This window comes from Ruegeria sp. AB8, from assembly GCF_056542605.1.
This window is the reverse complement of sequence record NZ_JBQGAB010000010.1, coordinates 51,769-66,559: the sequence shown is the minus strand read 5'-3', so window position 1 is coordinate 66,559 and position 14,791 is coordinate 51,769. Positions and strand designations below refer to the sequence as shown.

Annotated in this window: 15 protein-coding genes; all 15 read right to left on the bottom strand. The window is 61.3% G+C overall.

The window, feature by feature from the left end; all coding sequences use genetic code 11:
* Positions 1 to 8: 8 nt before the first annotated feature.
* A complete protein-coding gene (locus ACR0CG_RS12105; RefSeq protein WP_170615252.1) occupies positions 9 to 869 on the bottom strand; it encodes an outer membrane protein assembly factor BamD in 861 nt (286 codons plus the stop codon).
* 148 nt (positions 870 to 1,017) lie between these two features.
* A complete protein-coding gene (lpxC, locus tag ACR0CG_RS12100) occupies positions 1,018 to 1,938 on the bottom strand; it encodes a UDP-3-O-acyl-N-acetylglucosamine deacetylase (protein WP_170806597.1) in 921 nt (306 codons plus the stop codon).
* Between the two features lie 213 nt (positions 1,939 to 2,151).
* Entirely contained in the window at positions 2,152 to 3,768 is a 1,617-nt protein-coding gene (ftsZ, locus tag ACR0CG_RS12095; protein ID WP_480525136.1) for a cell division protein FtsZ, read from the bottom strand.
* Positions 3,769 to 4,113: 345 nt separating this feature from the next.
* A complete protein-coding gene (locus ACR0CG_RS12090; RefSeq protein ID WP_480525134.1) occupies positions 4,114 to 4,533 on the bottom strand; it encodes a hypothetical protein in 420 nt (139 codons plus the stop codon).
* On the bottom strand, positions 4,520 to 5,854 hold the full coding sequence (gene ftsA, locus ACR0CG_RS12085; RefSeq protein WP_480525284.1) for a cell division protein FtsA: 1,335 nt from the start codon (positions 5,852 to 5,854) through the stop codon (positions 4,520 to 4,522). The genes ACR0CG_RS12090 and ftsA overlap by 14 nt, the downstream gene beginning before the upstream one ends.
* Positions 5,855 to 5,862: 8 nt before the next feature.
* On the bottom strand, positions 5,863 to 6,867 hold the full coding sequence (locus ACR0CG_RS12080; RefSeq protein WP_170619697.1) for a cell division protein FtsQ/DivIB: 1,005 nt from the start codon (positions 6,865 to 6,867) through the stop codon (positions 5,863 to 5,865).
* Entirely contained in the window at positions 6,855 to 7,775 is a 921-nt protein-coding gene (locus ACR0CG_RS12075) for a D-alanine--D-alanine ligase (RefSeq protein ID WP_480525132.1), read from the bottom strand. The genes ACR0CG_RS12080 and ACR0CG_RS12075 overlap by 13 nt, the downstream gene beginning before the upstream one ends.
* Positions 7,776 to 7,879: 104 nt before the next feature.
* Entirely contained in the window at positions 7,880 to 8,806 is a 927-nt protein-coding gene (gene murB / locus ACR0CG_RS12070; RefSeq protein WP_480525130.1) for a UDP-N-acetylmuramate dehydrogenase, read from the bottom strand.
* A complete protein-coding gene (locus ACR0CG_RS12065; protein WP_170615238.1) occupies positions 8,803 to 9,096 on the bottom strand; it encodes a hypothetical protein in 294 nt (97 codons plus the stop codon). The genes murB and ACR0CG_RS12065 overlap by 4 nt, the downstream gene beginning before the upstream one ends.
* A 24-nt stretch (positions 9,097 to 9,120) precedes the next feature.
* Positions 9,121 to 9,387: a DUF2484 family protein gene (locus ACR0CG_RS12060; protein ID WP_170677935.1), complete on the bottom strand. Its 267-nt coding sequence runs from the start codon at positions 9,385 to 9,387 to the stop codon at positions 9,121 to 9,123.
* The gene (locus ACR0CG_RS12055) at positions 9,384 to 9,632 is read right to left on the bottom strand and encodes a DUF2484 family protein (protein WP_480525128.1); all 249 of its coding nucleotides are present in this window, start codon (positions 9,630 to 9,632) and stop codon (positions 9,384 to 9,386) included. Before ACR0CG_RS12055 ends, ACR0CG_RS12060 begins: the two co-directional genes overlap by 4 nt.
* A 76-nt stretch (positions 9,633 to 9,708) precedes the next feature.
* Entirely contained in the window at positions 9,709 to 11,118 is a 1,410-nt protein-coding gene (gene murC / locus ACR0CG_RS12050) for a UDP-N-acetylmuramate--L-alanine ligase (RefSeq protein ID WP_480525126.1), read from the bottom strand.
* On the bottom strand, positions 11,115 to 12,212 hold the full coding sequence (locus ACR0CG_RS12045; protein ID WP_480525124.1) for a UDP-N-acetylglucosamine--N-acetylmuramyl-(pentapeptide) pyrophosphoryl-undecaprenol N-acetylglucosamine transferase: 1,098 nt from the start codon (positions 12,210 to 12,212) through the stop codon (positions 11,115 to 11,117). Before ACR0CG_RS12045 ends, murC begins: the two co-directional genes overlap by 4 nt.
* A complete protein-coding gene (gene ftsW, locus ACR0CG_RS12040) occupies positions 12,212 to 13,375 on the bottom strand; it encodes a putative lipid II flippase FtsW (RefSeq protein WP_480525122.1) in 1,164 nt (387 codons plus the stop codon). The genes ACR0CG_RS12045 and ftsW overlap by 1 nt, the downstream gene beginning before the upstream one ends.
* A gap of 165 nt (positions 13,376 to 13,540) precedes the next feature.
* Entirely contained in the window at positions 13,541 to 14,593 is a 1,053-nt protein-coding gene (locus ACR0CG_RS12035; RefSeq protein WP_480525120.1) for a Hint domain-containing protein, read from the bottom strand.
* Between the last annotated feature and the right edge of the window lie 198 nt (positions 14,594 to 14,791).

Here is a 14,791-nt window from a genome sequence, read left to right as displayed (position 1 = left end):
CATGGCGATTACAACCACTGCCCTTTGATCGATTGACGGTAAACCTGGCTGAGCCAGTTGTTGCCACGGCTCTTGAGTTTGAGGCCGCGCGAAGTCAGCAGGGTATAAGCGCTGTCGTACCATTCCGAAGACTGGTAGTTGTAGCCCAGGATCGCACCGGCCGACTGCGCCTCATCCACCAGGCCCAGCGACAGGTACGCCTCGACCAGACGATACAGCGCTTCGGCGGTGTGCGAGGTGGTCTGAAAATCCTCGACCACGACGCGGAAGCGGTTGATGGCGGCGGCGAAATGATCCTGACGCAGGTAATAGCGTCCGATCTCCATCTCTTTTCCAGCCAGATGGTCGAAGGCGAGATCGAATTTCAGCACCGCAGAGGTGGCGTATTCACTGTCCGGATAGACCTCGATCACCGTGCGCAGCGCCTGCAGCGCCTGAAAGGTCAGACCCTGATCGCGGCCCACTTCGTCGATCTGGTCATAGTAGCTTAACGCCAGCAGATACTGGGCATAGGCGGCATCTTCGTCCGTGGGGTAGAAATCGATATACCGCTGAGCTGCGGCCCGGCTTTCTTCATAGTTCTCGTCGGTATGGAACGCGAACGCCTGCATGATCAGCGACCGTTTGGCCCAGTCAGAATAGGGATAGAGCCGCTCGACTTCCGAGAAATACCACGCCGCATCGTCAGAACGGTTCTGCGACAGTTCGTATTCACCGCGCGTGTAAATCTGTTCCGGCGTGAAGCCTTCCAGGTTCTGGTCGCGGTCCGCGCCCCTTCTTCCGAAAAGTCCGCCATTGCCGCACGCTGCTAAAGTTGCTGCCAGAAGAATCGCCCCTGCGAACCTGACTGCCGCTTTGCTGCCCACCATTCCGCTCATCCTTGTCGTCTTGCTTAACGGGTTCTGACCCGGATTGTGCCATGGTCTAGCATAGAAAATTCCGGTGCAAAACGTCTTTAACGCTCTCTGTCGGAAATGTCGCCAGTGTTGATCCGCGGCATCTCGCAGACCGCCCAGATCAGGCGACTTCGGGGATTTCCGCCCAGATCAGACCCTGACCGGGCAGTCGGGCCGCCTGTTCGGGGGTGCACAGCACGGGGCGCACGGCGCCGGGCGTCTCGAACAGCTTGCGCAGCAGCGTGTTGGTCATCGAATGACCGGACTTGTCGCCGGTGAAGTGGCCCAGAATCGGACCGCCTGCCAGATACAGGTCGCCCAGGGCATCCAGCATCTTGTGGCGCACGGCCTCATCCGCGCGGCGGAACCCGCCGGGTGTCAGAACGTCGGTGCCTTGAACAACAACTGCGTTGTCCAGCGTACCACCCAGCGCCAGACCGTTTTCGCGCATGGCTTCGACATCAGTGCGGCGGCAGAACGTGCGGCAATCGCTGAGTTCGCGCGCGAACGAGCCGTTGCGCATATCCAGCGTCTTGGTCTGGTTGCCGATCGCGTCATCTTCGAAATCGATGTGGAAGTCGATGATCAGCCCATTTGCCGGAGCGATCGAGGCGCTTGCGCCCTCGCGAGAGACGGTGACCGGTTTGAGCACTTCGTAGGCCAGAACAGGGCTGGCCTGACGGCGCACGCCCTTGGCCATGATGCCGCGCACGAATTCGATGGACGAGCCGTCCATGATCGGAACTTCGGGGCCATCAATCTCGACCAGCGCGTTGTGCACGCCGCAACCGGCAAGGGCCGCCATGATGTGTTCAACGGTTGAAACGGAAACTCCGGCCTCGTTCACCAGACGGGTGCAGAGCGGGGTCCGGTCCACCATGTCGTAGATCGCCGGGATCAGCGCATTGCCCAATTCGATATCCGTCCGTTTGAACCAGATGCCGTGACCGGCGGCTGCCGGCTTCAGGACCATCGTCGCAGGCTTGCCGCTGTGCAGCCCTGTGCCTGTAAACGTGACCGATGATTTGAGCGTGTGTTGCAAAACTGACCTCAGTGAGTGATGTCCAGCCTGCTTGGGCTGTGTTGGACACTCAGTTAAGGAAGCCGGCGATAAGGCTCAATTCACTCTTTGCAACCGATTGAAACATGGATGTTACAGATCGGCAAAACCCTGCTTACATTACAATAAGCACTTTATTTTAAACGAAAAAGGGCCGCCAAATGGCGACCCCTTGTCATCATTTTGTTACCGCGATCAGTTGGCCTGACGGCGCAGGAAGGCCGGAATTTCGATACGTTCCTGATCCGGATCTGCCTCTTCATGGGCAGGTGCCGTGGCGTCAGCCTGGCGCATGACCGGCTGTTGGCGGGCCGGTTGAGCGGGTGTATCGGCCGCATGACCGGTCATGCGGTCGATCAGCCTGTTGAAGCCGAAACGGGGCCGGTCATGAGCTTCCGCCTGCTGTGCGGGGGCTGCTTCTTCGACGTCCGCGCGGCTTGCCGCCATGCGCTGTTTTGCCGATGGCACATTCTGAACCGCCGCCTGCAGTCGCTGCAGGGCCTCGGGGGACGGAGTGCCGGCAGCAGCGGCGCGCGGTGCGACAAAGCTTTCCGGCGCAGGTTCCGCAACCTCGGGCTGCGGCTCAAACTCGGCCACGCGCGGCTGATAGGCGGGCGGCGGCAGGTCATCATCATCCTGTTCCGCCTGCGGCTGGAACTGAGGCTGGGACTGCACCGGCTCGTCAGCCGCTTCGAACAGCGATGGTTCGGGGTTTACCTCAGTAGGTGCCTGCTGTTCTGCGGCAACGGTCTGCGCTTCTTCCTGCGCCTGCTCTTCCGCGGAAACGGTGCGGGTCAGCGGTGCCGACATCGAACGACGCGCAACCGGAATTTCGGCCTGTTTGTCGGTTGCATCGATCCCGGTGGCCACGACGGACACGCGCATGCCGCCTTCCATCGCGGTATCGAGGGTCGACCCGACGATGATGTTGGCTTCGGGGTCCACTTCCTCGCGGATGCGGTTGGCGGCTTCGTCCAGTTCGAACAGGGTCAGGTCGTGCGAACCGGTGATGTTGATCAGCACGCCCTTGGCACCCTTGAGGCTGATTTCGTCCAGCAGCGGGTTGGCAATCGCCTTTTCGGCCGCCTGTACCGCGCGATCTTCACCGGTTGCCTCGCCGGTCCCCATCATCGCTTTGCCCATCTCGTCCATGACGGCGCGAACATCGGCAAAGTCGAGGTTGATCAGGCCCGGACGGACCATCAGGTCGGTCACGCCTTTGACCCCCTGATACAGAACGTCGTCAGCCATCGAGAACGCCTCGGTAAAGGTCGTCTTTTCATTGGCCAGACGGAACAGGTTCTGGTTCGGGATGATGATCAGCGTATCGACAACCTTCTGCAGCGCCTCAACACCGTCTTCGGCCTGACGCATCCGCTTGGCACCTTCGAACTGGAAGGGTTTGGTTACGACACCGACGGTCAGCACACCCAGCTCGCGCGCGGCCTGCGCGATGATCGGAGCCGCGCCTGTCCCGGTGCCACCGCCCATTCCAGCAGTGATGAAGCACATATGCGCGCCAGCCAGATGATCGACGATCTGTTCGATGCTTTCTTCGGCGGCGGCTGCGCCAACAGTCGGACGCGCCCCAGCGCCCAGGCCTTCGGTGACTTTCACACCCAGCTGCACCCGTGCCGAGGACTGGCTTTGCTGCAGCGCCTGCGCGTCTGTGTTGGCGACCACGAAATCGACGCCGTCCAGCTGTTTTTCAATCATGTTATTGACGGCATTGCCGCCTGCACCGCCCACGCCAAATACTGTGATCCGAGGCTTCAGTTCGTCGTGCCCGGGCATCGAAAGATTCAATGTCATGCTCTGTCCGCCTGTTCTTATAACCCGCCAAAGCGGTGTTTTTCTTACCTATCCGCCTTTAATTCTACCGGTCATATCCACAAACGTCACGTCAAAAATCGCAGGAATCCACAAAATATGGAGGAAATAAGGCAGCCAGAGGCGGTATTTCGCGCGATCCGCCAGATGTTGCGGAGCGAACGCAAGGCGCCACAAGGCATACGCAATTCGTGCCGCCAGCCAGAAGATGCGTCACAGAGGGGTCAGTTCTTGTTTTGCGGGTACCTGCTCGGGTCCTGCCGCCGGGCCTCTGTCGGGCCTTGTGGATATCTTGAGGGATATTCTCGGGCACCGCAAGCCGATTTTTCAACTGACAGGGACACTTGGACAGTTGAGGCTATCCTCGCTTATTCGGCGGACCTCCTGAATTTCACCGCCGATGAAGGTGGCCAGGCGCACCAGCAGCCGGTCGTGGTGCAGAAACGGCCACCAACAGACTGGCACCCCGTCCGTGTCATTGTCATAGAGGAAGCAGATCTGCCCGTTTGGCGTGGTGATCTGACCATAGACGCAGCCCAGGCCATTCTCGCGCCAGACCGAGGTGTTGCGACTTAAAAACTGCTCTGTTCCGACCAGCTGACCGCTGCGGATCTCATAGAACGTGACCGTCTTGCCGATGACCGCATCCAGAAACGCGTCGGGAGAGATGGCGGTCTGAGCGACCGCGCCGGCGGGCAACAGCAACGGGGCGATCAGCCCCCGAAGCAGCCATCTACCAATTGTCACGGAACCAGCGCACGGCGCGTTTGAAGGGGCGCGCCGCGTAGGTGTCGACCGGGATCTCGAAATCCCACCATTCGTCCTGCGGATGGGCGGCGAACAGGCTGAGGCCGACAGCAGATGAAAAACTTGGCCCTGTGGCCGATTGCGGCAGGCCGTGAACGCGCAAGGGGCGACCAAGGCGGACGCGCTGACCCAGGATACGGGTGGCGAGGCCGTCCAGCCCCATGATCTGGCTGCCGCCTCCGGTCAGGACGATCTGCTGGCTGGGCATGTGTTCGAACCCGGCTGCGTCCAGTCGCACGCGGACCTCTTCGAGAATTTCCTCGACCCTTGGGCGCATGATTCCGATCAGTTCGGCACGGCTGACGGTGCGACGGTCATGTTCCCAGTCGCCGGTATCGCCACCGATATCGATCAGATCGCGATCATCGGCCCCTGTGGCATGCACGCCGCCATTGAAAGTCTTGATCCGCTCTGCCACTGCCGCTGGAACGCCGAGGCCCATGGAAATGTCCGAGGTCACGTGATCACCACCCATGCGCACGCAATCGGCATAGATCATGTGTTTCTTCATGAAGATCGACACGCTGGTGGTGCCGCCGCCCATGTCGATACAGGCCGCGCCCAGTTCCTGCTCGTCCTCGACCAGCGCCGAGATGCCCGAGACATAGGCTGAATTCGCTATCCCCGCCAATTCCAGGTCGCAACGTTTGATGCACCGCACGATGTTCTGAATCGCCACCGCATCAACGGTCAGCATGTGCATATCGACCGCAAGGCTCTGCCCCATTTGTCCCCGCGGGTCGATCAGGCCGGACCGGTTGTCCAGCGCGAAGTTCACCGGCTGGGCATGCAGAACCTCGCGCCCGGCCCCGTAATCGGGCACGTCGCAGGCGTTCAGCACACGTCCGACCTCGGCTTCGGTCACAAGCTGACCTTCCAGATCGACCTGAGCGTCCAGACCGTAGGAGCGCGGGTTCGCGCCCGAGAAACTGGCGATGACGTGATCAACGCGAATGTCCGCCATCTTCTGTGCCGCCTGCAAGGCAGTGCGGATGGCGCGTTCGGTTTCCTGCATGGCAGTGACTTCGCCGAACTGCACTCCGCGCGAGCGGGTCGTCGCGGCGCCGATGACACGGAACCCGGTCTGCCCGGCCAATGAACCGATGCTGTTGTCATCGCTCAGCCGGCCGGTACCGTCAAATCGCAGCACCAGACAGGCGATCTTGGAACTGCCCACGTCCAGAATGGCGATGACGCCCCTTTGCACGGCTTGCCTGCGCATCTGCCGCATGGCCCGCTGGGACTGGTAAAGATCGGTCATCATTGTCGCTACTGCCCGCTACTCGTTGTCACTTTTGTATTCCACCAGTCTTCGCTGGCGGCTTTGGTCATTCGGATGGTCGGACGCTGACCGAGGCGCATGTCGACCACGGCCACATCGCGTTCCAGAAGGTCCTGTACCTCGTTTACCGCCAATACCCGCTCGAGCGCGCGAACAGGGCGGTCGGTTGGCAGCATGATGCGCTGGCCACGATCGAGGACCAGGTCCCAGCGGCGTTCACCGATGCGTACCAGTCCGCGCACGCGGTCACCAAGGCTGCGCGCTGTGGTCAGGATCCGCAGCGCTTCGCCGACATGCTGATCCGCCCCCTGACCCGCGATCAGCGGCAGATCCGCATGATCCTTGCGCGAGGCGACCTGATCCACATGGGCACCGGTTTCGTCCAACAACTCGATCCCGTCGCGCGTGCGCCAGACGATGACCGGCTGACGCTCGACCACATCGACCTGAAGAATGCCGCCCGGGCGAATGCGGACGGTGGCCGATTTCACCGGGTCCAGTCCGGTTATGGTGTCGCGCATCTGTTCGACATCCAGATCCCAGGAACTGATCGGGAAGTCCAACGGCACGACTTCGCGGATGTCGTCGGACAGGCCCGGCCCCGCACCATCGATGGCCATCAGGTTGACCATGAATTCGGGGCGCTCCTGAACCGAGGTCTTGATGTCGGCGATATAGGCGCTGAGCGCTTCGCGCCGGTCTTCGGACGCGAAATAGAGCCCGACCGCCGCCGCAACAACGCAAACCGGCAGGCCCAGACGAACGCTCAGCCGGATGCCCGGTGTCAGCATCCAGCGCTGGAACCGGTAGCTGAGCCGCGACGGCGCGGGATCGGAGCGGCGGGCGTTGCGACCAAAAAACCGGGCGCCGCGCAGTTGCAGTTTCGGCTTGGCCTGAGGGGTCGGCTCGGCAGTGGCGAAATCGGCATCCGGCCCGGCCAGAGGCTTGCTGCGATGGATCACGGGTGCGCGGGTGGCGGTCAACGGTCGCATGAGGCGTCCTCCACCATCCAGGCGCAAAACTGGCCGAAACTCATGCCCAGATGCGCGCCCTGTTCTGGCGCCAGCGAGGTCGGCGTCATGCCGGGCTGGGTATTGGTTTCCAGCAGGAACAGACCATCCGCGCCCCGTGCATCGTCCCAGCGGAAGTCGGTGCGGCTGACGCCCTTGCACCCCAACACCTTATGAGCGCGCACGGCATAGTCCATGCACATGTCGAAAATGTCAGCCGGAATCTTGGCAGGCAGTTCGTGCGACGAGCCACCGGGCTTGTACTTGGCGTCGTAGTCGTACCAGCCTTCGGTCATGATCTCGGTTACGGTCAGGGCACGGTCGCCCATCACGGTCACGGTCAGTTCGCGCCCCGCCACATATTGCTCGACCATTACCTGATCCGGCATGTCGTCGGACAGTTTCGGGGGACCGTTGGTGCCTTCGTGCACCAGATAGATACCGACGCTGGAGCCTTCGTTGTTGGGTTTGACCACATAAGGCGCAGGCATGACGTGGTCGGCTTCGACCTCATCCTTTGGGGCGATGATGCTTTCTGCGATGGGCAGGCCTTCGACGCGGAACGCTTCCTTGCTGCGCTGCTTGTCCATGGCCAGGGCCGAAGCCAGAACGCCGGAATGCGTATACGGGATACGCATCCATTCGAGCATCCCCTGCACACAGCCATCCTCGCCCCAGCGGCCATGCAGGGCGTTGAAAACCACATCAGGCTTGATATCCAGAAGACGCGCGTAAAGGTCGGGACCAGCGTCCAGTTCGACCACCTCAAAGCCTTCTTCCCTAAGGGCGGCTGCGCATTCGCGCCCGCTGCTGAGCGAGACCTCGCGTTCCTTCGAGGGGCCGCCCATCAATACCGCCACTTTGGGGTTTGTCCTGCTCGACTTACCCACTTCGTGCGCCTCAATGTCCCCGGACCTTATGTGGTGGTCCGTATCTTGTTTATGCCTTTGATCCGCCGCCTGAATTTGCCTGCTATGGTCTGACGGATGGGGCTTTATTCTGTCAGCGGATCACCGACCCGCATGATTTCCCACTCTAGCGTGATGCCGCTTGTTTCGTAAACCTTTTTTCGCACCTCCTCGCCCAGCCCTTCGAGGTCGGCGGCGGTGGCGGTGCCGGTGTTGATCAGGAAGTTCGAGTGCTTTGGACTCATCTGCGCTCCGCCGCGTGTCGCGCCGCGCATGCCCGCATCATCGATCACTTTCCACGCCTTCAGGTCATGGACGTCATCGGCCCGGCCTGTGGAGGAGAAACCGGCAGGGTTGCGGAAAGTGGAACCGGCGCTGCGATCCTTGGTGGGCTGTGTCTCGTCGCGCTTTTGCAACTGCGCCGCCATGCGCGCATGAAGGTCCTCGGGATCGCCCGGAGGGCCTTCGAACGTGGCCGAGACCAGAACCGCGCCTTCGGGCAGATCTGTCTGGCGGTAGCGGAAGTTCAGTTGGTCGGGCGACAGGTCCACAACACTGCCCTGCCGAGTCACGATGGTGGCCTTGCGCAGTACATCCGCCGTGTAGTTGCCGTAACAGCCTGCGTTCATTCGCACCGCACCACCGATGGAGCCGGGGATGGTTCGCAGGAAGGTCAGGTCGACCCCCGCGTCCGCCGCCTTGCGCGCCACATGCGCGTCCAGTGCCGCCGCGCCTGCGGTAACAGTGTTTCCCTTGACCGAGATGCCGTTGAAGCCGCGCCCCAGCCGGATCACCATGGCCCGCAAGCCGCCGTCGCGGACAATCAGGTTCGAACCGACGCCCATCGGGAACACCGGAACATCCGCCGGCAGGTCGCGCAGGAACGATTGCAGATCTTCAAGGTCGGCTGGCTGGAACAGATAATCCGCCGGTCCTCCGACACGAAGCCATGTGAGGTCGGCCAGCGGACGGGCCTCGGACAGGCGGCCTCGGGTCGCGGGGAGGGTTGTCATTCGGCTGCACGCGCAGCCAGGCTGCGCCCGCCGACCCCGCCCATGATCGCGGCGAATAGAAACGGAAGCACACCGGCGGTCAGCCAGACGAGCGGACCGAATGCCTGCTCTTCTTCGCCCGTTCCAACGCTGGCCAGCATCACGATCAGCACCAGCCCGGCAGCAGACGCCAGCCCAATCAGCCACAAAAGACCACGCAGGCCGATCCAGCGACCCGCCGTGAACCCTGCGGCGGCACCAAGAACAAGGGAAATGAGCGGCAGATAGGCAAATGTGGTGATCGTCGCCATGGCGGACCTCGTGAAGTTGGCCGGTTATTCGTCAGCCGCCTTCATGCCCTGCATTTTCGCCTTTGTCCAACGGGTCAGATAAATCACCGGCCAGCGCAGCACCGACATGCCAGCGGCCAGTACGATCAGACCGACCCATGGGCCATTCTGATAGGTCACAAATCCCAGGATCGGGATACCCAACGCGATCAGGACATAGGCGCGAGTCCAGTGATTGTCCTTGCTGGGGATCATCGCCAGCACATTCGCGGCAACCCCCCAGAGAGCGGCGAGAGCAATGGACCAGTTCATTCCACGACCTCCCCGCGCACCCATTTGCGCCAGTAATAGCGGATCGGATTGCGGAACATCGAGACAAAGCCGCCCAAAGCCAGCAGCGACCAAAGCCAGCCATGTACGTAGCCCAGCCAAACGATCAGCACCGGCGCACAGATCAGCAAAATGATACCCGGAGGGAATTGCAGCCGCATCGGAAGCAACGCCACGATAGTAGCGCAGATCACCCAGAGCGCTGAGAAGATCATCGAATAATCCATTCGCCCCTCCAAGGACGCGCGGAAGCCGCCCGCAGCATATCATACATTTGGGTTGTGCGCCAAATGAGCGCGAGGGTCAAACAGCTTGTTTTCGCTGCAATCTTTCGGGCAATCCATTGGCCCAAGCGCTGATTGTACCAGCGCCGAGGCAGACAACCATGTCGCCCGGACGGGCCTGTTCCCGAACAAGGCGTTCCAGATCGTCCTCACTCAGGATTGCGCGGGAATGGCGGTGGCCATGGCGGATCAGGCCTTGCACCAGAGCATCGCGCGAGGCGCCTTCGATCGGGTCTTCCCCGGCCGCGAACACCTCGGCGATGGCGACCACGTCGGCGTCGTTGAAGCAGGTGCAGAAGTCATCAAACAGGTTCGACAGGCGGGAATAACGGTGCGGTTGGTGCACGGCGATGACACGGCCGTCGGTGGCCTGACGGGCCGCCTTTAGCACGGCAGCGATTTCAACCGGGTGGTGGCCGTAGTCGTCGATGATGGTGACGCCGTCGACTTCCCCAACCTTGGTGAAGCGGCGGTTGACACCGCCGAAATTCGCCAGCGCCTCGCGGATTTCCGACGCCTTCATGCCCAGATGACGGGCGACGGCCACGGCGGACAAGGCGTTCGAGACGTTGTGGTCGCCCGGCATCGGCAGGGTGCAACCTTCGATCACTTTGTCTTCGTATTGCAGGTGGATGTCGAAATGCGCCACACCGCCCTTGTAGGTCAGGTTCACTGCCCGCACATCCGCCTGCGCGTTGAAACCGTAAGTGCGGACGCGGCGATCGGTGATGCGGCCCACCAGCGCCTGCACTTCGGCATGGTCCGTGCAGCAAACGGCCAGACCGTAGAACGGCAGATTCGTGACGAATTCATAGAACCCGTCGCGCAGGGTGTCGAAATCGCCCCAATGCTCCATATGCTCGGGGTCAATATTGGTTACGATGGCGATGGTCGCGGGAAGGCGGTTGAACGAGCCGTCGGATTCGTCGGCCTCGACCACCATCCATTCGCCCTGCCCCATGCGCGCGTTGGAGCCATAGGCGTGGATGATGCCGCCATTGATCACGGTGGGGTCGAAATCGCCCGCCACCATAAGTTCGGCCATCATGGTGGTTGTTGTGGTCTTGCCGTGGGTTCCGGCGATGGCGACGTTGGATTTCAGGCGCATAAGCTCGGCCAGCATGTCGGCGCGGCGGACGACCGGAAGACCCTGCGCACGGGCTTCGTCCAGTTCGGGATTGCCCGGCTTGATCGCGGTCGAGACAACGACCACAGCAGCGTTCTTCAGGTTTTCGGCGCGCTGACCCACGAATATCTCGGCCCCCAGACCGGCCAGACGATCCGTGATCTTGGACGCTTTCAGGTCAGAGCCCTGAACCCGATAGCCAAGGTTCAGCAACACCTCGGCGATGCCAGACATCCCGATCCCTCCGATCCCGACGAAATGGATCGGGCCTACGTCCTGCGGCAGTTTGGTTGCTGGGGTCATGCGGTCTCCTTCTGCGCCAGATGTTCGACAAGGGCTGTCAGTCGCTCGGTTGCGTCCGGCGCCCCCGCGGACAAGGCGGCACGGGCCATTTTCTGTGCGGCTTCGGGGTTGGTCAGAACCGTGGTGATTTGCTGTGTCAGCGAGGCAACGTCAAGTGCATTTTCGGGGATCATGATCGCCCCGCCCGCCTGAACCAGTCCGCGCGCATTGGCGGTCTGGTGGTCCCCTGCCGCGGCAGCAAAGGGGATCAGGATCGAGGGGCGGCCGATCACCGAGATATCGGCGACGCTGGATGCGCCCGAACGGCTGATGACCAGTTGGGCATCTGACATGCGGCGGGGCACATCGTCGAAAAAGGGCCGAACATCGGCGCGAATGCCGTGGTCGCCGTAGAACGCAGTGACCCGTTCGCCATCTTCGTCGCGCGCCTGATGAGAGACGCGGATATGGTTGCGGATATCTTCGGGCAGTGCGGCGATGGCTCCGGGCACCATATCGCTGAGGATGCGTGCGCCCTGCGAGCCACCCATCACAAGGATCGACATCGGGTAATCACCCGGCGGGATATACCCTGCGGCGGCCCGATCCAGAACAGCGGCGCGAACCGGGTTGCCGGTATGGATGCCATGTGCACCTTCGGGCAGATCGGTGGGCCAGACGCCGCAGGCCACTTGTGCAACACGGGTGGCGAACAATTGGTTCACACGGCCCAGTACCCCGTTCTGCTCATGGATCATGCGGGGGATTTTCAGCATCGTCGCCGCGCCCAACGCCGGAATCGAAGGATAGCCGCCAAAGCCCACGACCACATCCGGGCGGTCGCGCATCATCTGAAACGCCATCCCCGTCACACCGGCGGCGATCCGGGGCCCGACCATCGCCTTGGCCGCCAAGCCACCACGTGCGAAAGTGGCCGAAGATGCCTCGACAATCTCGGTCGCGTCAGGGAAGGCGCCGGTGTACCGGGCACCACGTGCATCGGTGGACAGGCGCACGCGCCATCCTTTTTGCAGCATCGCCTCGGCCAGCGCCTGCGCCGGGAACATGTGGCCCCCGGTGCCGCCCGCCGCAATCAGAAGGTAGGGTTTGCTCATCAACCTCGTCCGCGCAGAATATCACCCAGTTCGCCCTGTGGGCGGGTGCGGGTAAACGCCAAAAGCATGCCGACCGCAATGCCGCCTGCAATCAGCGATGAGCCGCCGTAGCTGACGAACGGCAGCGTCATGCCCTTGGCCGGCAACAAGCGCACGGCAACGCCCATGTTGATCATCGCCTGAACACCGAACATGCAGGCCAGACCGGTTCCGGCCAGACGGATGAACATGTCTCGCTCGCGCATCAGGCGCAGCAGCGACCGCACGACGATCAGTGAGTATAGCGCGATGATGATCAGAACCAGGATCAGGCCATACTCCTCGGCCGCCACGGCGATGATGAAATCCGTATGCGCGTCGGGCAGCGACCATTTCACCTGCCCTTCACCGACGCCGACACCGAACAGCCCACCCTCGCGGATGGCGTTGGTGGCATAGCCCAACTGGGTGGTCGGATCGACCTCCTGGTTGAGGAAACCGTCAATACGGCGGGCGAAGTGTTCCGAGTTCGAATAGGCGAACATGCCGCCCAGAACCACAAATGCAGCCATGCCGACCAGCAACAGCATAGGTGCGCCTGCCACAAAGTACATAACACCCCAACCAAACAGGATCAGGCACGCCTGCCCGAAATCGGGTTGCATCACCAGCATTCCGACAATCGCCATGCACAGCGCGAAAGACCACAACCGCCCCGGCGGGCCGTTGATTTCCTGTGATGCGGCAAGAAGCCATGCAGCCACGACAACAAACCCGGGTTTCAGAAACTCGGACGGCTGCAGCGAGGCAAACCCCAGCGAATACCAGCGCACCGCGCCTTTGCCGAAATCGGTGCCGAAGACGGGCAGAAAGGCCAGAGCCACAAATGAAGCCAGAAAACCCAGCACCGCCAGGCGTCGCACCAATGTCGGCGACATCATCGAGGTCAGCAGCATTGCGATCAACGCCAATCCGCCGAAAAACGCCTGACGTTCGACATAGTGGAACGGGTCGAACCCGTTGCGCCCCGCCAGTGGCGGTGATGAGGCAAGCCCCAGCAAAAGCCCGATGACAAACAGGATCAGAACGCAGGACATCGACCAGCGATCAATCGTGCGCCACCACTTTGGTAGAATCGGTTCGCCGCGCTGGTCCTGGACCGCGCCATACACCATCTCAGTCATGAGATACCGCCACTTTCTGCCTCGTTCACGTCCCGTTTTCGGGATCTGATTGAGAGTCTAACGCGATTTTTGCGTTTGGGCCAGTGGAATGAGGGCGGTCAGCGGAATTCCCATCGCGAGAATGCCAGGGGCTCCGTGCCCCCACGACTGTGGTACGGGTGGACCTCAGGCCTCAGAAACCAGCGGCTTGCTGTTTTTCAGATGACGCTTGACCAGTGTCCGCGTTTGCCCTCCGGTTCGCGGGATGAGCCGCGCCATTTCGGGCGCATAGGTTTCGGACATGATCTCGGGAAACAGTTCTGCGATTTCGGCGGTGGCCTCTTCACCTATGCTTTTGAGGGCCTGTGGTCCGGTGAACAGGCTTTCCGACGGCGCCCCTTCGGCAAAAATCACCTCATGCCGATCAAACAGCATGTGAAAATACGTCACCTGCTGGTCGTCTTCTACGATGGAAATACCAGGCATCCCAACCAGCTCGTGCGCAGGCACCAGAACCTCGTGCTTGGAAAACATTCTGGCCGCGATCGGGGATCGGACCAGCATCCGATGCTGCCTGGACACTCGCAGGTCGTCTTTGGGCAGACCATTCCCAAGCGCGCCCCTTGTGATCCGAACCGGCCGCAGCTTTGGCTTGACCTGCAAATCAATGCTGTCCAGTTCGCGCGAACCGATCCAGCGGATTAACTGCGGCCCATTGTCCAGGGTCGTAACCACATCGCCCGGCTGCAAGGTCTCGATCAGGCGTGGACCATCAGGCGTCTGGATGCTTGTCCCTTCCACAAAGCAAGGGACAACAGTGTCGACATCGATGTCCGGGCCATTGTCTATAATGGCGGTGATGGTCAGCGTCGTGTTCAGGGGCGGTATGGTCCCGCCGATAAAGCCCAGAAAATAACCGTCCTCGCTGTCGACCCCGATCGAATTTCCATCCCCGTCGAGGTCATAGTCGAAAAGGCCGATCTGGTAAGTATTCGTGCCGTCCGTCACCGAAACGGTGAAATCCCAGAAGATGATCTCTCCGTTCAGGGTCTGGGTCGGGTCGTTGCCGGTCTCGTTTGAGATGTTGTCGCCATCGATAATCGTGGCGTCTGCGCCGTCCTGGATCGTGATCTGGCTGTAGGCCGATATCTGGAACGTGGATCCCACGACACTGGATGAAGCCCCTGCATCGGACAATGTGCTGTCAGACCGAAAGGCACCATATACGTTCGTGGGCATGCGGCCCCTCCACCAAATTTATTAACGCAGACAAATCGTCACTTTACCGAAGAATTCGTAGGATTTGAGGCTCGTGCAGGTCAAGTGCCGCCGCGGGAAAACTTCGAAGTTGTGACCGGCAGGCAAGTCCTCGTCGTGTCGATCGCCTGTTGGAAAGGCCGAAACAAAAGAAATTGGGGCGTTGGAAAACATCTCGGC